This window comes from Micromonospora sp. NPDC002717 (genome assembly GCF_040295705.1).
Classification (GTDB): domain Bacteria; phylum Actinomycetota; class Actinomycetes; order Mycobacteriales; family Micromonosporaceae; genus Micromonospora.
The window spans coordinates 32032-50041 of sequence record NZ_JBEOVW010000032.1; the positions used below are offsets into that span (position 1 = coordinate 32032).

An 18010-nucleotide genomic window follows, 5' to 3' on the forward strand; every position below is an offset into this window, starting at 1 on the left:
TGTTGTCGCTCGTCGTCACGCGCGGGGCAGCCGCGGGATGTTGGGGGTGGCCGGCGCGGCCGGTTCGTCGGCGGGGGCGGCGGCCCGCATCTCCTCGATCCGCGCCGCGATCCCGGCCACGGTGGGCGTCTCGAAGAGGCTGCGCATCGGCAGCCGCACCCCGGTCGCCTTGCGCATCGCGGCGATCAGCTGCACCGCCACCAGCGAGTTGCCGCCGAGGGCGAAGAAGTCGTCGTCGACGCCGACCTCGGCGACCCCGAGCCCGTCCTGCCAGACCCGGGCGATGATCGTCTCCAACTCGGTGCGCGGCGCGGCCGAGCCGCCGCCGGTGCCAGACGGCGTCGTGGAGGTCGTCTCCGGCTCGTTCTCCAGGCTCTCCGTGGTCACCCGGCCGGCACGGCTGCGGATGTCCGCCACCGTCCGCGTGGCGATCACGACCTGGGCACCCAGCCCGGCGGTGAGACTGCGCCGGAACGCCTCCACACCGTCCACCGGCCGGATGTCCTCCGTCGGCCCGGCGGCGGTCGACGCCGGGTCCGCCTCCGGCGCGGCGGCCAGGCCACCGGTCACCGCGTCCTGGTCGACCCGCCGCAGCACGAAGTCGCTGATGGCGACGAGTTCCCGGCCGTCGGCGTCGCGCAGCGACAGGTCCGCGGCCACCACCTCGGCGGTGGCGCTGTCCCGGTGCCGCAGGTGGCTGTGGAACCGCGCCGGCAGCGACCCGCGCACCACGATCCGCCCGTACGACAGCGGCAGGTAGGTGCCGGAGCCCTGGCCGCGGCCGAACGCGGTCGCCACGTCCAGCAGCGCCGGGTGCAGGCCCCACGACGGCAGGTCCCCGACCGCCTCGGCGGGCGCCTCGACGCGGGCCAGTTCCTCGCCGTCGCCGAGGTGGTGCTCGCGCAGTGCGGCCCAGCGCGGCCCGAAGGCCAGCATGCTGGTGCGCCCGCGGCCGAACGACGAGTCGTCGTCGACCCGGCGACCCGTCACGGCCGGCTGCTCCGCCGGCGGGGCGGGCTCGACCGTCCAGCCCGCCGACCCGCGCACGTGGGTGCGGGACTGGCCGGCGGCGAGGCTGCACACGGCGAAGTCGACGCCGTCCTCGGCGGGGGTCAGCTCCACCCGGTACTGCGCGACGGTGCCGTCGGGCACCGAGAACGGCTCCAGGAACACCACGTCGCGCAGTTCCACGGCGGCGTCCCCGGCCGGGGCGGGCAGCGCGGCCGTCACCGCCGCGCGGACGGACTCCAGGTGGGCGGTGCCCGGCACCACGGGCACCCCGCCGATGCGGTGCTCGTCGAGCAGCCAGTGACTGGTGGCCGAGACCAGGCCGTGCAGCACGGTGCCGTCGGGCCCGGTGACCTTCGTGGTGAGCACCGGGTGGTCCACCGGGGTGGCGACCGTGTCCCGCGCGGCGGCCCGGAAGCCGGCGGGGACGTTGGTCTCCACGGCCATGCCCACCTCGGCCCAGCCGCCCCAGTTCTGCGACACCACCGGCGCGGCGAAGCCCGCGCCGGCCCGCGCGTACGCGTCGAGGAAGTTGTTCGCCGCGCAGTAGTCGACCTGGCCGAAGCCGCCGATCACGGCGGTGATCGAGGAGCAGAGCACCACGAAGTCCAGCGGCAGGTCGCCGAAGACCCGCGCCAGCGCGAGGGTGCCGGCGAGCTTCGGCGCGAGCACCCGCTCCGCCTCGGCCCGCTCCTTGATCTCGGCCATGCCGCCGCCGGGCAGGCCGGCCGCGTGCACGATGCCGTCGATGCCGCCGTACGCCCGCTCGGCCTCGGCCCGCACCCGGGCCAGGTCGTCGGGGTCGGTGACGTCGGCGGCGAGCACCAGCACCTCGGCGCCGGCGGCCTCCATCCGGCGGATCGCGGCGATGGCCCGGCCGGCGCGGTCGCCGCCGTGCACGGCCAGGTGGTCGTCCCACTCCTCGCGGGCGGGCAGCCCGGAGCGGGCCAGCAGCACCAGCTTCGCCCGGGCCCGGGTGGCGAAGTCCTCGGCGAGGGTGATGCCGATGCCGCCGAGGCCGCCGGTGATCACGTACCGGCCGCCCTCGCGCAGCGCCCTCGGCTCGCTCTCGGCGTCGACGGTGACCTGCTCGTAGCCGGTCACCCAGCGGCGTCCCCCGCGCAGCGTCACCTCGGGCCGCTCCGGGTCGACCGGGCGGCGCAGCTCGGCCACGAGGGCCCGCTCCCCCGCGTCGGCCGGGCCGGCGTCGAGCAGCCGGACGGTCAGGCCGGGGACCTCGGCGGGCAGCACCCGGGCCAGGCCGGCCAGGGTGGCGTGCTCCGGCCGGGTCAGGTCGGCGCCGGTCACGTCGCCGATGCCGGCGGTGACGAGGTCCAGGGCGAACGCGCCCTCCTCGGCGGTCAGGCCGGCGCCGGCCAGCGCCTGCACCAGGTGCAGGGCGCTGAAGAAGCCCCGGTCCTGGGCGGCCCAGGTGGCGGCGACGTCGGCGCCGGCGGGCTCGCCGTCGAGGGCGAACGCGTGCACCAGCCGGGTCGGCACGCCGTCCGCGGCGAGGGCGGCGACCAGCGCGTCGTAGTCGTCCCGGACGCCGGGGCGCAGCCGCCAGCCGTCGCCGTCGGCGGCGAAGCCCTCGCCGGGGCGTACGGTCACCGGCTGCTCACCGGCGGCCCGCAGCGCCGCGACCAGCGCGTCGCCGCGCGGGCCGTCGACGAGGACCAGGCAGCGGCCCAGCGGCGCGGTCCGCGGCTCGGGGGCCGCCTGCCGCCACACCGGCACCGCGAACCACTCGGGCAGCGGCCGGGGCCCGGTCTCGACCGGCGCGGCGGCGCCCGCCTGCACCGGGTCCGGGTCGACCCAGTAACGACGCCGCTCGAACGGGTACGTCGGCAGCGGCACCCGCCGTGCGTCCGGGTCGGAGCCCAGCCGCACCGGCGTGCCGGCGCACCAGAGCGCCGCGGCGGTGCCGAGCAGGGTGGCCAGGTCGCCGGTGGGCTCGCCCGGGCCGGGCAGGCTGCCCAGCGGGACGAGCTTGCGCTGCGCCTCGGACGCCTTGGCCACCTGCATCCGGGCCAGGTTCGCCAGTTGGCGGCCCGGGCCGCACTCCACCAGCGACCAGGTGCCCTCGGCGAGCAGGGTGGCCACGCAGGCGCCGAAGCGGACCGGCTGGCGCAGGTGCGCCGCCCAGTACGCCGGGTCGGTGGCCTGCTGCTCGGTGATCCAGGTGCCGGTCACGTTGGACAGGAACGGTACGGCCGGCGGACGCAGCGCCACCGTCGCCATCAGGGCGGTGAACTCGGCGAGGATGGGGTCCATCATCGGCGAGTGGAAGGCGTGCGAGGTGCGCAGCGCCTTGGTCTTGGCGTCGATCGTGTCGGCGAAGGCGGCGACCGCGTCGCTCGGGCCCGCCACCACGCAGGTGCCCGGGCCGTTGACGGTGGCGATGGCCAGCCCCTCGGGCAGCCGCTCGGCGACCACCGACTCGTCCAGCGGCACGGCGAGCATCGACCCCGGCGCGACGGACTGCATCAGCCGGCCCCGGGCGGCCACCACCCGCAGCGCGTCGGGCAGGCTCAGCACCCCGGCCACCGTCGCGGCGACGTACTCGCCGATCGAGTGGCCGATCATCGCGGCCGGCCGCACGCCGGCGGACTGCCAGAGCACGGCCAGGGCGTACTCGACGACGAACAGGGCGGGCTGGGTGTAGCGGGTCTCGGTGAGCTTCTCCCCCGCCTCGGGGTCGCGGCCGAGGATCAGGTCGCGGATGTCCAGGCCCAGCTCGGGGCGGAGCAGCTCGGCGCACTCGTCCACGACGGCCGCGAAGCCCGGCTCCTCGGCGTAGAGCTGCGCGCCCATCCCGGCGTACTGGGAGCCCTGGCCGGAGAAGAGGAAGGCCGGCCGGGGCGCCGGGCCCTCGACCACGCCGGCCTGCCGGCGGCGCTTGGTGCGCAGCGCGGCGACCGCGTCGGCCAGGTCGGTGGCGACCACGGCGGCACGGTGCGGGTACTGCTGGCGGCCGACGCGCAGGGTGTGCGCGACGTCCGCGAGGTGCTCCGGCCCGCGGTCGGTGGCGGACTGCAGGTGCGCGGCGAGCCGCTGCACGGCCGCGTCCAGCGCGCCGGCGGTCTTCGCCGAGACGTGCAGCAGCTGCGCCGGCCGGACCCGCCGCTCCCGGTACGCCGCCGGCGCCTGCTCCAGCACCACGTGCGCGTTGGTGCCGCCGATGCCGAACGAGCTGACCCCGGCCCGGCGGGGCGTGCCGTCGGTGTCCCACTTGGTCAGCGTGTTCGCCACGTAGAACGGGGTGTCGGCGAACTCGATCGCCGGGTTCGGCGTCTCGTAGTTGATGGTCGGCGGGATCAGCCCGTGCTCCATCGCGAGCACCGTCTTGATGACGCTGACGATGCCGGAGGGCTGGCTGAGGTGGCCGATGTTGGACTTCACCGAGCCGATGCCGCACCAGCCCCGCTCGTCGGTGTCCTTGGTGTAGACGGCCGAGAGCGCGGCGATCTCGATCGGGTCGCCCATCGCGGTGCCGGTGCCGTGCGCCTCGACGTAGCTGATGGTGCGCGGGTCGACGTCGGCCATCGCGACCGCCTGGGCGATCGCCTCCATCTGCCCGTCGACGCTCGGGGCGGTGAAGCCGACCTTGCCGGCGCCGTCGTTGTTGATCGCGTTGCCGAGCACCACGGCGCGGATCGCGTCGCCGTCGGCGATCGCGTCGGAGAGCCGCTTGAGCAGGGTCACCCCCGCGCCGCTGCCCCAGACCGTGCCGTTCGCGTCCGCGTCGAACGGGCGGCACCGGCCGTCGGGCGAGGTGAAGCCGTCCATGCCGAGGTAGCCCACGTGCGGCAGCTCGATGTTGACGCCGCCCGCGAGGGCCATGTCGCACTCGCCGTTGCGCAGCGCCTCGCAGGCCAGGTGGAACGCGACCAGCGAGGTGGAGCAGGCGGTGTGCACGGTCATGCTCGGCCCGCGCAGGTCCAGCCGGTACGACACGTTGGTGGCCACGTAGTTCGGGGAGTTGCCGGTGGCCAGCGAGACGGTGCCGTGCACGTTGCCCCCGACCCGCTTGTTGCGCAGCACGAAGCGGTGCAGGTAGGTGTTGCCGCCGGTGCCGGCGTACACGCCGATCGAGCCGTCGTATCGGGTCGGGTCGTAGCCGGCGTCCTGCAACGCGGTGTAGCAGGACTCCAGGAACAACCGGTGCTGCGGGTCGGTGATCTCCGCCTCGCGGGCGGTCATGCCGAACAGCCCGGCGTCGAACTCGTCGTACCCGTCGACGAGCGGGGCGCGGTTGACCCAGCCCGGGTCGTCGACCTCGTCGGCGGTGGCGCCGCGGGCGATCTGCTCCTCCCGGGTCAGCTCGGTGGCCGACTCGACCCCGTCGACCAGGTTGCGCCAGAACTCGTTCACGTCGGCCGCGCCGGGCAGGCGGGCGGCCAGCCCGACGATGGCGATCGGCTCGATGCCGTCGCCCTCGGGAAGGTCGGTTGCGGTCGGGTTGCTCATCAGGCTGTCCTTCGTCACGCGGTGCCGCCGGGGCGGCGGGGTGGGTTGCGGCGGGTACGACTGCGTCGGGCGGCGGCGCGCAGCGCGGCGCGGGCCAGCTCCGGCCGGTCGGCGGCACCGTCGAGGCTGGCGGCGAGCGCCCGGATGGTGGGGTGGCGGAAGAGGTCGAGCATCGTGATCGAACGGCCGGTGGCGGCGGTGAGCCGGGCGTGCACGGCGGCCAGCGCCAGGGAGTGCCCGCCGATGTCGAAGAAGTTGTCGGTGACCCCGACCTGGTCGCGTTCGAGGACCTCGCGCCAGATCCCGGCGATCAGCTCCTCGGTCTCGGTCAGCCCGTCCGGGCCGGCCGGCAGCACGGCGCGCGGGGCCTCGCCGGCCGCGACGGTCATCGCGCCGAGCTGGGGGGTGGCCACGGTGGGCCGGGGCAGCTCGGTGGCGACCCGGTCGGCCGGCGTGTCCGGCGCGGCGACCAGCGCGCCGACGAGGGCGGCCAGGTCCGCCAGCAGGTCGTCGATCCGGCCGGCGTCGAACAGGTCCGGGTTGTAGACCACCTCGACGCCGTACCGGCCGGCCCGCTCCACCACGTAGACGGTGATGTCGAACGGCGAGCCGGGCTTGGGCACCGCGACCGGCTCGGCGTCCAGACCGGTCAACGCCAGCCGGGGCGGGGCGAAGTTGAGCACGTTGAACAGCACCTGCACCAGCGGCGAGCGGGACGTGTCCCGGCCGACGCCGAGCGCCTCGACGATCCGCTCCAGCGGGGCGCCCGGGTGGGCGGTCGCCTCGTGCAGTTCACCCGCGCACCGGTCGACCAGCTCGGCGAAGCTGGCCCCGCCGCCGCGCACCCGAACGGGGACGGTGTCGATGAAGAAGCCCACCACGTCGTCGAACGCGGCCAGCCGGCGGTCGGCGACGACGGCGCCGACCACGTGGTCGTCGCGGCCGGTGAGCCGGCGCAGCAGCTCGCCGAAGCCGGCCAGCAGCACCGCCGCCACGGTGGTGCCGCGCCGCTCGGCCAGCTCCCGCACCCCGCGGTCGCACGCCTCGGGCAGCCACACCGCCGCCTCGGCGCCGGCGTAGGTCGCCACCGCCGGCCGGGGCCGGTCGCGGGGCAGGTCCAGCACGGTGGGCACGTCGCGCAGGTGCGCCACCCACCAGTCCAGGTCGGCGGCGCCGCGCCGCCGGTCCCGCTCCGCCCGCCAGACGGCGTAGTCCGCGTACGTGGCGGGGAGCGCGGGCAGCGTCGGGCTGCCGCCCACCAGCGCCCGGTCGTACGCCGCCGCGAGGTCGTCGTAGAGCGGCTTCTCGGACCAGCCGTCGAAGACCGCGTGGTGCAGGGTGATCGCCAGGACGTGCTCGTCCGGCCCGAGCCGGTAGACGGTCACCTGCCAGGGCGGCCCGGTGGCCAGGTCGAAGGAGTGCGCCGCTCCGGCGGCGAGCATGCCGGCCAGTTCCGCCTCGGCGTCGGCGCTGCCGGTCAGGTCCACCACGGGGACGGCGATGTCGGTCGGTTCCTCGCGGACCGCGTACGGCACGCCGGCGGTCTGCGGGATGCGCCAGCGCAGCACGTCGTGCCGTTCGGCGACCGCCCGCAGCGCCGCACCGAGGGCGGCGGTGTCCAGCGGGCCGCGCAGCCGGTGCGCCACCGCGATGTTGTAGGGAGCGCTGGAGGGGGCGATCTGGTCGACGAACCAGAGCCGGCGCTGCGGCGCGGAGAGGGTGGGCGGGTTGCCGGTGGTGAGCCCGTCGCCGTCGGCCGGGGCGGCGGCGGTGATCCGCTCCACCAGGCCGGCCAGGGTGCGGCCGGTGAAGACGTCCCGGGTGTCGACGTGCCGGCCCAGCTCGGCCCGGAGCGCGGCGACCAGGCGCATCGCGGCGATGGAGTTGCCGCCGGCGGCGAGGAAGTCGGTCTCCGGGGTGGGCGTCCCGCCGAGCAGCCGGCCCCAGATCCGGGCCACGGCGGCCGGAAGCGGCTCGTCCGCGTCGACGGGACCGGCCGGGGCCGGGACGTCGGCGGCGGCCAGCGCGCGCAGCGCCGGCCGGTCGAGCTTGCCGGTGGTCGGGCTGACCGGCAGGGCGTCGCGGCGCAGCACCCGGGTCGGCAGCATCGCGGCGGTCAGCCGGGGCAGGGCGTACGCCCGGAGCCGCTCGTCGTCGGGGGCGTCGGCCGGGGTGAGGAAGGCGACCAGTTCGGTGCCGGCCGGGCCGGGGACGGCCTCCACGGCGACCTGCCGTACGCCGGGCAGGTCGGCCAGCACGGCCTCCACCTCGCCCAGCTCGATGCGCTGGCCCCGGATCTTGACCTGCCGGTCCATGCGGCCGAGGTAGACCAGCCGGCCGTCGGGCTCCTGCCGGACCAGGTCGCCGGTGCGGTAGAGCCGCTGCCCCGGGTGCTCGCCGAACGGGTCGGGGACGAACCGCTCGGCGGTCAGGCCGGGCCGGCCGAGATAGCCGTCGGCCAGCCCGGGACCGCCGACCAGCAGCTCGCCGGCCTCCCCCGGCGGCACCGGGCGCAGCCCGGCGTCCACCACGTACACGCGGTGGTTGGGGACCGGGCGGCCGATCGGCACCGGGTCGGTCTCGGCACCGGTCAGCTCGCCGCTGACCGCCATCACCGTGGCCTCGGTCGGGCCGTAGGCGTTGACGAAGAGCCGGCCGGGGGCCCAGCGGGCGGCCAGCTCGGCCGGCACCGCCTCGGCGCCGCAGAGCACGACCCGCCAGGCGGGCAGCTCCGCCGGGTCCAGCATGGACAGCACGGTCGGGGTGAGGAGTCCCCAGTTCACCTCGTGCGCGGCGACGAACCGGGCCAGTCGCACCGGGTCGGCCCGGTCGTCGGCGCCGACGAGCTGGACGGCGCCGCCGAGCAGCAGCGGCACGAAGAGGTCGATGATCGCCGCGTCGAAGCTGAGCGAGGCGTAACCGAGGCTGCGTACGCCCTGGTCGGCGCCGGTCACGGCGGCGCAGCCGGTGACGAACTCGACCACGTTCCGGTGGGTGACGACCACCCCCTTGGGCCGGCCGGTGGAGCCCGAGGTGAACAGCACGTACGCGGGGTCGCCGGGGCGGGCCGGGCAGGCGGCCAGCGGCGCCGGCCCGGGCAGCCCGAGCGCCTCGACGCCCGGGACGTCGCCGAACTCGGCCACGGCGGCGTCGCCGACCACCACGGTCACCCCCGCGTCGGCGACGATCTCCCGCAGCCGCCGGCGGGGGCCGCCCGGCTCCAGCGGCACGTAGCAGCCACCGGCGAACAGCACCCCGAGCACGGTGGCCACGAGGTCGGGGTTGCGGGCCCCGCAGACGCCGACCCGGCTCTGCCGGCCGACGCCGCGCCCGCGCAGCGCGGCGGCCACCCCGGCCGCCCGACCGACCAGCTCGGCGTAGGTGAGCCGGGTGTCCCACTGACGCACCGCGACCGCGTCGGGGGTCCGAGCGGCCTGGGCGGCGATCAGCTCGGCCAGCGTCGCGTCCGGCCACGGCAGGGTCTCCCCGTGGACGGCGCTGGTGGACAGGATGTCGGTCACCCGTTCTCTCCCCGGTAGCTCACTGGATCGGTGATCTGCAACCGCAGCTCGCTGACGTAGCCGCGTCCCCGCGCGTCGGTCACCCAGGCGTCCGCCGGGTCCGGCAGCAGCTCGCCGACCGTCACGGTGACGTCGGGGCCGCTCTTCGCGGCGGCGTCGACCATGGCGCAGAGGGACTGGGCGTGCAGCGGGGCGGTGAGGTCGACGTAGCAGGGCTTGATCTCGGTGCCCACCTTGACGAACACCCGCTCGGGCAGCCCGAGACCCGCCCGCCACCGGCGTACGGCGAGGAACCGCTCGGCCTCGCCGGTGACGCCGGCCAGGCCGGTCTGCGCCACCGTCGTCCGCCAGGTCCGCCGCGCCACGACCAGCCGGTCGATGGTGATCCGGGGCGTGTGCGGGGCCGGCGCGAGGAGCTTGAAGGTGTCCAGCAGCAACGCGCCGAGCAGGTTGGCGAAGATCTCCATCAGCGGCCAGCGGGTGCCGTCCGGCAGCACCGCGAGCCACTCGTCGCCGTCGTTCTCCACCCGTGCCTCGGTGGCGCGGACCAGCCGGTCGACGTCGGCGCCCCGGGCCGTGTCGATGCCGAACTGGCGGTCCCGGGGACCGTTGAGCGCGTACGTGATGCGGGTCGTCATCCGCGGGAAGTTCTCCGGGTAGAGCACCCGCGCCCGGGCCGGCCCGAGTTCGGCGTCCAGCGCGGCCCGCAGCGACGGCTGGTCGGGGTGGAACGGGGTCAGCACCGCGCTGTCGAACGGGACGTAGGCCGGGTGCAGCTCGCCGAGGACGAGCAGGAAGTCGCCCCGGTTGAGGGCGTCCAGCCCGGCGGCGGCGATCTGCACGTCCGGACTGTGGATCCGGGCGGACGGCCAGCCGGGCCGGTCGGCGGCGAAGAGGGCACGGGCCCGCTCGGCCAGGTCGGCGCTGCGCAGCCGCAGCTCGGTCTGCCCGGGGTCCACCGCGTCCAGGCCGATCAGCTCCGCCCAGCGGGTGGTCAGCCCGGCGCCGGCCCGGGCGATCGGGCCGTCCGGGGCGAGCAGCAGCCCCTGGGCCAGGGCCCAGATGTCGGCCAGCCGCACCGGCCCGTCGCCGCGCAGCTCGGCGTGCAGCTCCGCGAAGAGCCGTTCGCAGGCGGCGCCGACCTCGGCGGTCAGCCAACGCGCGGCCGTCAGCACGATCGCCAGCGGCTCGGCCAGCGCGTCGAGCACCCCGGAGCCGACCGTGAAGTCAAGGTCGCGGGCGGTCTCCTCGTAGAGCACCGTGCGACCGGCGTACATCTGCCCGGCCTGGCGGGTGGCGGGCCGGCCGGTGACGGCGGTGAACTCGGTGTTCAGCGCGGCCAGCGCGGCGCCGAGCCGGTCCGGGTCGCCGGCCGCCGCGGCCACCGCGTCGCGCGCCGCGCGCAACCGGTCGAACGCGGCCGCCACCTCGGCGCGGACGGACGCGTCGCCGATCGCCTCGATCCGCTCTCCCAGCACCCGCTCGGCGTCCGGGCTGACCGGCAGGCCGGCGTCCCAGGTCAGCAGGCTCCGGTCGACCAGCCGGTCGAGCAGCAGGTAGCCGTCGTCGGCGCTGCGCAGCCCGGCCTCCCCGCCGGCGACGAGCCGCTCCACGAGGGCGACCGCCGGGGTGCGCCCGTCGCAGGCGGCGAGCAGCCGGGCCTCCGCCCCGGTCAGCTCGGTCGGCGGGAGCAGCGGGCGGGTGACCTGCCGGTCGGACAGGCTCAGGTGCGGCGGCAGCGTCGGCGCCCACCAGCGCCGCACGGCCAGGTCGTCGGCGAGCCGGTCGGCGTACGCGATCAGCGCCCACGCCTCGAAGTGGACCTCGCGCCGGGACACCAGCGCCGGCCCCGGCCGCAGCCGCGTGGTCGGCTCGTCCGGGTCGAGCCGACCCCAGCAGACCGGGCCGAAGAAGCCGATCGTCTCCGCCTTGCCGCAGTATCGCTGCCAGTAGCGCAGCAGGCTCAGCTCGCGCTTGCGGCGGCGGACGTTGCGGACGGCCGGGTCGGTGCGCAGCAGGCCGTCCAGCGCGACGAGCATCTCCGCGTTCTGCCAGGTGACCGCCTCGCGCAGCAGCGGGTCGGCGGCGATCTCGTTGGCCACGGCGGAGCCGTCCAGCAGCGCCGTCGCGAACGCCTTGTCGAACGGCTCCGCCTCGCCCTCGCCGCAGAGCAGGGCGTCGGCGGCAGCCGCCGCCTCGGGCGCGGCGAAGGCCGCCAGCCCGGCCGCCGGGAAGCCGGCGGTACGCAGGACGACGTCGCGCCACACCGACCAGCCGGTGTCGCCGAGGGGGATCTTGTGGCTCATCGGGCGTCCTCCCGCTCGTCGGCGTCGACGATGTGCAGCCGCAGCTCGCTGAAGTAGCGCCGGCCGGCCGCGTCGGGCACCCAGGCGTCACCGACCGTGGGCAGCATCTCGCTGACCATCAGCGAGGCGTCGTCACCGCCGTCGGTGCGGGCGGCCCGCACCATCGCGCAGAGCATGGCGCTGAACGCCGGGCTGCTGAGGTCCACGAAGCAGGGCTTGGTCTCGGTGCCGAGCTTGACGTACACCTGCTCCGGCAGGCCCAGACGGCGGCGCCAGTCGCGGACCGCGAGGAACCGTTCCCGTTCGCCGGTGACGGCGGCGAGCCCGCTCTCGCCGACCGTCGTGCGCCAGGTCTGCCGCGCCACGACCAGCTCGCCGACCGTGATCCGGGGCGTGTACGGCGCGGGGCTGACCAGCTTGAACCCGTCGACGGCGTGCGCGCTGAGCAGCGGGGAGAAGATCTCGGGCAGCGTCCAGCGCTGCCCGTCCGGGGCGGTGGCGAACAGCCGGCCGCCGGATTCGGTGACGGTCAGGTCGACCGTGGGCAGCACCCGGTCGGGGTCGGCGCCGGGCGCCGGCGCGAAGGCCAACTGCCGGTCCGTCGGCCCGGTGAGCGCCTCGGCGACCCGGCTGGTGCGCCGGGGCCAGTCGGTCGGGACGAGCAGCCGGATCCGCCGCTCGCCGAGGTCCTCGGTCAGCGCGTCGCGCAGCCGGCCCACGTCGGGGTGCGACGGGGTGAAGACCTGGCAGTCGAAGGACGCCCAGGCGGCGTGCAGCTCGCCGAGGACCACCGTGTAGTCGCCGCGCGCCAGCGCCTCCGCGTCGGCGGCGCAGATCTGCAGGTCGGGGCTGTGCAGCCGGGCGTTGGGCCAGGCCGGCCGCTCGGCCGGGAAGGCCTCGGCGACCCGGGTGGCCAGGTCGGCCACCGGCAGCCTGACCTCCGTCGTCCCGGCCGGCAGCGCGGCCAGGCCGAACAGTCCGGCCCAGCGGTCGGCGAACTCGGCGGCGACCGCGTCTACCGGCCGGGCGCCGTCGCCCCAGAACATGCCCTGCGCCAGGAACCAGAGGTCGGCCAGGGACACCGGGCCGCCGCCCGCCTCGGCGCGCAGCTCGTCGTACAGCTCACGGAACGCCGCGTCGTACGCCCGCTCCAGCGCGTCGACCAGCCAGCGGGCCGCCTGGAGCAGCACCGCGAGCGGGGCGGCGATCCGGTCGAGCAGCGGCTTGCCGAAGACCACGTCGAGGTCGCGGCTGGTGTCCTCGTAGCAGAGGGTGCGGCCGGCGTACATCTGGCCGGCGCGGCGGCGCGGGGGCTGCCCGGTCAGCTCGGTGAAGGTCGCGTCGAGCGTGTCCAGGGCGGCACCGAGCCGCTCCGGGTCGCCGGCGGCGGCGGCCACGGCGTCCCGGGCGGCGCACAGCCGGTCGAAGCCGGCGCGGGCGTCCTGCCGCGCGGGCTCGTCGCCGATCTCCTCGATCCGCCGCCGCAGCACGTCCTCCGCGTCGGGGCTCACCGGCAGCCCCGCGTCCCAGATGATCAGCTCGCGCTCGACCAGCCGGTCCAGCAGCGCGTAGCCGTCCTCCGCCCGGCGCAGCCCGATCGCCGGGTCGGCGACCAGCTCGCGGGCCGGGCGCCGGCCGTCGGCGGCGGCCAGCAGCGCCGCCTCCACCGGGGTGAGCGACACCGGCGGCCGGCCGGGCCGGTGGACGGTGCGGTCGGCGAGGCTCAGCTGCGGGCAGAGCATCGGCGCCCACCAGGCGCGCACCGCCACGTCCCGGCCGATCCGGTCGGCGTAGGCGCTGAGCGCCCAGGACTCGAACCACACCCAGCGGCGCCGGGTCAGGCCCGGGCCGGGGCGCACGTCGGCGGTCTCCGGGCGCGCCGGGTCGAGGGTGACCCAGCAGCTCGGGCCGAAGAAGCCGACCGTCTCGTTCTTGCCGCAGTACCGCTGCCAGTACTTCAGCAGGGCGCGTTCCCGGTCCCGCCGCCGCACGTTGCGCGCCGGGTCGGGGCCGCCCCGCGCCAGGCCGTCCAGCGCGACCACGGCGCCCCGGTTCTGCCAGGTGACCGCCTCCCGCAGCAGCGGATCGGCGGCCAGCTCGGTGATCCGGCGCCCGGTCGCCGTCAGCGCCTCGGCGAGCTCCTTGTCGTACCGCTCCGCGCCTTCGCCGGTGGCGAGCAGCTCGTCGGCGGCCGCCGCGGCCTGCGGAGCGGACAGCATGGTCAGGCCGTCGGCGGGAAAGCCGGTGGTACGCAGGATGGCGTCCCGCCACACCGACCAGCCGGTGTCGCCGAGCGGCACCCGGTGCCCGCCCGCCACCGCGCCGGTCCCGACCGTCGCCGCCGGCGGGACGGCGGCCGCCGGCTCCGGGCCGGCCGTCACGGCCCCGTCGAGGTCGGCGCGGATCGCGGCGAGCAGGTCGGGGAGCCGGTCGTTGAGGAAGAAGTGCCCACCCTCGATCTCGTGCAGGGTGAAGCCGGCGGCGGTGTGCTCCCGCCACGCGTCGCTGTGCTCCCGGCGGACGGCGCGGTCGTGCCGGCCGCTGAACGCCACGATCGGCACCGGCAGCGGCTCGCCCGGGGTGTAGCGGTAGCTGTCGACCCGGCCGAAGTCGGCGCGCAGCAGCGGCAGCAGCAGCTCGACCAGCTCGGGGTGCGCCAGCAGCTCGGCCGGCAACCCGCCGCCGGCGCCCAGGCGGCGCAGCAGCTCGTCGTCGTCCACCCTGGACAGACCGTCGAAGAGGCTGGGCGCGGTGACGTGCGGGGCGCGGGCGCCGCCGACGTAGAGCCGCAGCGGCAGCGGACGGCCGGCGCGGCGCAGCTCGCGGACCACCTCGAAGCCGACCCGGCCGCCCATCGAGTGGCCGTAGATCGCGTACGGGCCGCGGACCCGGTCGGCGATGGCGGACGCGACGTCCACCACCTGGAACTCCGGGTCCTCGCTGATCCGGTTCTCCCGCCCGGGCAGCTGCACCGGCAGCACCTCGACGTCCGGCCCGATCTCCTCCTGCCACCGACGGAAGACGCTCGCGCCGCCGCCGGCGTACGGCAGGCAGAACAGTTGCACCGGCGCCGGTTCACGACGGCCGGCGGAGACGAACCAGTTCACCGCGCACCTTTCTGAGGGGGGTCGATCCAGTACCGCTGGCGTTGGAACGGATAGGTGGGCAGCCCGGTGCGCCGGACCGAGCCCTCGGGGTGCAGCGCCGCCCAGTCCACGTCCCGGCCGGCAACCCAGGCTGTCGCCAGCTCGCGCAGCTCGCCGGGCTCGCCGGCCAGCCGGGCGTCGGTGGCGAGCAGTTCGTCCAGCGCGGCGACGGCGCCGGCGGGGTCGGCCGCCACCACGGCCGCCCGGCAGCCGAAGGCGCGCCGGCCCAGGGCGAGCGTGGCGGCCACGTCCGCGAGCGCCGGGGCGGCCCCGGCGAGGTGCTGCCGCAGCCGGGTCAGCGCCACCCGCAGCGCCGCCGGGGTCCGCGCCGACACCGGCAGCAGGTACGCGGGCGCGTCCGCGCCGTCGACCGGCTCGGCCGGGGGCGGCTGCTCGACCACCACGTGCGCGTTCGTGCCGCCCAGCCCGAACGAGCTGACCCCGGCGACGCGGCGGGTCGCCTCGGGCCAGTCCCGTGCCTTGGTCGGCACGTAGAACGGGCCGCCGGCCAGGTCGATCTCCGGGTGCGGACGGGTGAAGTGCAGGTTCGGCGGGATGACGCCGTGCTGCACGGCGAGTACGGCCTTGATCAGCCCGGCGATGCCGGCGCCCGCGTCGAGGTGGCCGATGTTGGTCTTCACCGAGCCGAGCGCGCACGTCTCGGCGGGCCCGGCGCCGGCGTACACCTCGTGCAGCGCGGCGACCTCGATGGCGTCGCCGAGCGGCGTGCCGCTGCCGTGGGCCTCGATGAAGCGGACCTCACCGGGGGCGACCTCCGCTGCGGCGAGCGCGCCGGCGACGGCGGCGGCCTGCCCGGCGGGCCCGGGGACGGCGAACCCGGCGCGGTCGGCGCCGTCGTTGGTGACGGCCCAACCGGGCAGGATCGCGTAGATCCGGTCGCCGTCGGCCTGGGCGTCGGCGAGCCGGCGCAGGGCGACCACACCGGCGCCGGAGCCGAAGCCGGCGCCGGCGGCGGCCTCGTCGAAGGCGCGGCAGCGGCCGTCCGGGGAGGCCAGACCGCCGGGGGTGTGCCGGTAGCGGGGCCAGGTGACGTTCACCCCGCCGGCCAGGGCGATGTCGCACTGGTAGTCGGCGAGGCTCTGCGCGGCGAGGCAGACCGCGACCAGCGAGCTGGAGCAGGCGCTCTGCACGGCGACCGCCGGCCCGGTCAGGCCCAGCCGGTAGGCCACCTGCCCGGGCAGGTGGTCGGTGAACTGCCGGCCGACGAGCCGGGCCTCCCAGTCGTCGGGGTCGACGTCGCCGACCACGGCCGGGTTGTCCATGAGGTGGAACAGGAAGTACCGGTTGGCGGAGGTGGCGGCGTAGACGCCGACCAGCCCGGGGAACCGCGCCGGGTCGTGCCCGGCGTCCTCCAGGGCCTCCCAGGCCGTCTCGAGGAAGAGCCGGTGCTGCGGGTCGGTGCGGGCCGCCTCGTCGGCGCCGAAGGAGAAGAACTCGGCGTCGAAGTCGGCCACCCCGTCCAGCCGGCCGGCCGCCTTGACGTGCCGGGGGTCGGCGCGCAGGCCGGGGCCGATGCCGAGGGCGGCCAACTCCTCGTCGCTGTGGTCGTGGATGGAGTCCACGCCGGCGCAGAGGTTCCACCAGAAGGTGCCGACGTCGGGCGCGCCCGGGAACCGGCCGGCGAGGCCGACCACGGCGATCTCGTCGCCCGTGTACTCCCGGGCGGCGGTCGCCGGGGCGACCGGGGCGGGCACGGCCGGCGCGCGGACCTGCTCCGGCGGGGTGTCGACCAGCCGGGCCTGGGCGGCCACGGTCGGGTGCTCGAAGAGCCGAAGCATCGGCAGCCGCACCCCGAACCGCTCGGCGAGCCGCTGCTGCACCCGACCGAGCAGCAGCGACTGGCCGCCGACGTCGAAGAAGCTGTCGGAGCGGCCGACCGCCGGGCGGCCGAGCACCTCGCACCAGATGTCGTGCACGATCCGCTCGGTGGGTGTGGCCGGCGCCTCCCCGGCGGGCACGTCCCGGGCCGGGTCGGGCAGCGCCCGCTCGTCGATCTTGCCGGTGACGGTGAGCGGGAACTCGTCGACCACCACCACCGCGCGCGGCAGCGCGTACTCCGGCAGCCGTCGGGCGAGGGCGTCGCGCAGGGCCACCGGGTCCAGCGCGGCACCGCCCGGCCGGGCGTACGCGAGCAGCTCACCGTCGCGCGCGATGGCGCGGACCGCGGCGACGCCCGGCTGGTCGGCGAGCACGGCCTCGATCTCGGTCAGCTCGACACGGAACCCGCGTACCTTCACCTGCCGGTCGAGCCGGCCGAGGCAGACGAGGTCGCCGCCCGGCAGCCGCGCGCCGAGGTCCCCCGTCCGGTACGTCGGCACGCCGTCGGGGTCGAGGGCGAACCGGTCGCTGTCCTGGCCGAGGTAGCCGGGGGCGAGGTGCCGGCTGCGCACCACGATCTCGTCGCCCTCGCCGAGGCGCAGCTCGTACCCGGGCAGCGCGGTGCCGATCGGCAGCGGCCCGGTCGCGGCGGGGTCGGCGTCGGCGAGCGGCAGCGCGTACCGGGCGGCGAAGGTCATCTCCGTGGCGCCGTAGCCGTTGACCAGCACGCAGTCGGGGGCGAAGCGGTCCCGGCCGCGGGCCGCGTCGGCGTGGGTGGCCTGCTCGCCGCCGAGCAGCACGACCCGCACCCGGTCGAGGCGGGGGCCGGGGATGTCGAGCAGGAAGCGGTAGACGGTCGGGGTGGAGTGGTAGACGGTGACCCCGTGCCGGGCGAGCTGCTCGACGGCGTGGGCGAGGCCGTGCCGGCGCAGCTCCACCGGGACGACGGCGGCCCCGGCGAGCAGCGCCGGGTAGAGGTCGGGAATCGCCGCGTCGAAGCTGAACGAGGCGAGCAGGCTGAGCCGGTCCTCCGGGCCGATGTGGAGTGCCGCGATCTGGTTGTCCACCACGTGCAGCAGGTTGCGGTGGGTCTGGCCGACCGCCTTCGGCACGCCGGTGGAACCGGAGGTGAACAGCACGTACGCCAGCTCGTCCGGGTCGACGGGCACGGGCCGCAGCGGCGCGGCCGGTAGGTCGTCGACGGTCAGCACCCGGACGGCCGGCCGGTCGGCGGTGAGCCGACGGGCCAGCCCGGCGTGCTCCACTCCGCACAGGACGGTGCCGACCTCCGCGGCGGCGAGCATGTGCCGCAGCCGCTGTTCCGGGAAGCCCGGATCCAGCGGCACGTACGCGCACCCGGCGGCGAGCGTGCCGAGGATGGCGGCGATGGTCGCGGGCCCGTGCCCGGTGAGCAGGGCGACCCGGTCGCCCGGCCGGCATCCGGCCGCGGCGAGCGCGACGGCGTGCCCGCCCGCAGCACCAGCGAGCGCGGCGTAGCTGAGCGGAGCGGTCTCGCCGAGGACAGCCGGCTGGTCGGGCCGACGGGCGGCGACGGCGCTGAAGCGATTGACTACCGTCGGTTCTGCCATGTCAACGCGTGGTGGCGGACCCGCTGATGGACAGCGTGCAGCGTTTGACAAACGCAACCATCGATCCCCCCCAGGACTTCACAATGGAAGCAGCATAAGGCTCGATACCTGGCGGGAAAGATCATCGTTTA

The 18010-nt window shown here is 76.5% G+C and carries 5 protein-coding genes; all 5 read right to left on the reverse strand.

Annotation, left to right across the window (positions count from 1 at the left end):
- Nucleotides 1-15 precede the first annotated feature (15 nt).
- From ABT006_RS30090 to ABT006_RS30110, 5 genes are read right to left on the reverse strand one after another with little or no spacing between them, the layout of a single operon-like run.
- Nucleotides 16-5478 carry a type I polyketide synthase gene (locus ABT006_RS30090; protein ID WP_350711851.1) on the reverse strand — a complete coding sequence of 1821 codons (5463 nt, stop codon included), beginning with the start codon at nt 5476-5478 and terminating at the stop codon, nt 16-18.
- A gap of 14 nt (nt 5479-5492) precedes the next feature.
- On the reverse strand, nt 5493-8999 hold the full coding sequence (locus tag ABT006_RS30095) for a non-ribosomal peptide synthetase (protein ID WP_350711852.1): 3507 nt from the start codon (nt 8997-8999) through the stop codon (nt 5493-5495).
- Nucleotides 8996-11305 (reverse strand): lantibiotic dehydratase, encoded by a 2310-nt coding sequence (locus ABT006_RS30100; RefSeq protein ID WP_350711853.1) that lies wholly within the window; start codon nt 11303-11305, stop codon nt 8996-8998. The genes ABT006_RS30095 and ABT006_RS30100 overlap by 4 nt, the downstream gene beginning before the upstream one ends.
- Nucleotides 11302-14412, reverse strand: coding sequence for a thioesterase domain-containing protein (locus tag ABT006_RS30105; RefSeq protein ID WP_350711854.1), 3111 nt, complete (start codon nt 14410-14412; stop codon nt 11302-11304). The genes ABT006_RS30100 and ABT006_RS30105 overlap by 4 nt, the downstream gene beginning before the upstream one ends.
- Nucleotides 14409-17879, reverse strand: coding sequence for an AMP-binding protein (locus ABT006_RS30110; RefSeq protein WP_350711855.1), 3471 nt, complete (start codon nt 17877-17879; stop codon nt 14409-14411). Before ABT006_RS30110 ends, ABT006_RS30105 begins: the two co-directional genes overlap by 4 nt.
- Nucleotides 17880-18010: the final 131 nt, after the last annotated feature.

Bases quoted from the DNA above. Each gene is read 5' to 3' on its own strand.
- ABT006_RS30090 (WP_350711851.1), bottom strand. From the start codon at position 5,478: ATGAGCAACCCGACCGCAACCGACCTTCCCGAGGGCGACGGCATCGAG.
- ABT006_RS30110 (WP_350711855.1), bottom strand. From the start codon at position 17,879: ATGGCAGAACCGACGGTAGTCAATCGCTTCAGCGCCGTCGCCGCCCGT.
- ABT006_RS30100 (WP_350711853.1), bottom strand. From the start codon at position 11,305: ATGAGCCACAAGATCCCCCTCGGCGACACCGGCTGGTCGGTGTGGCGC.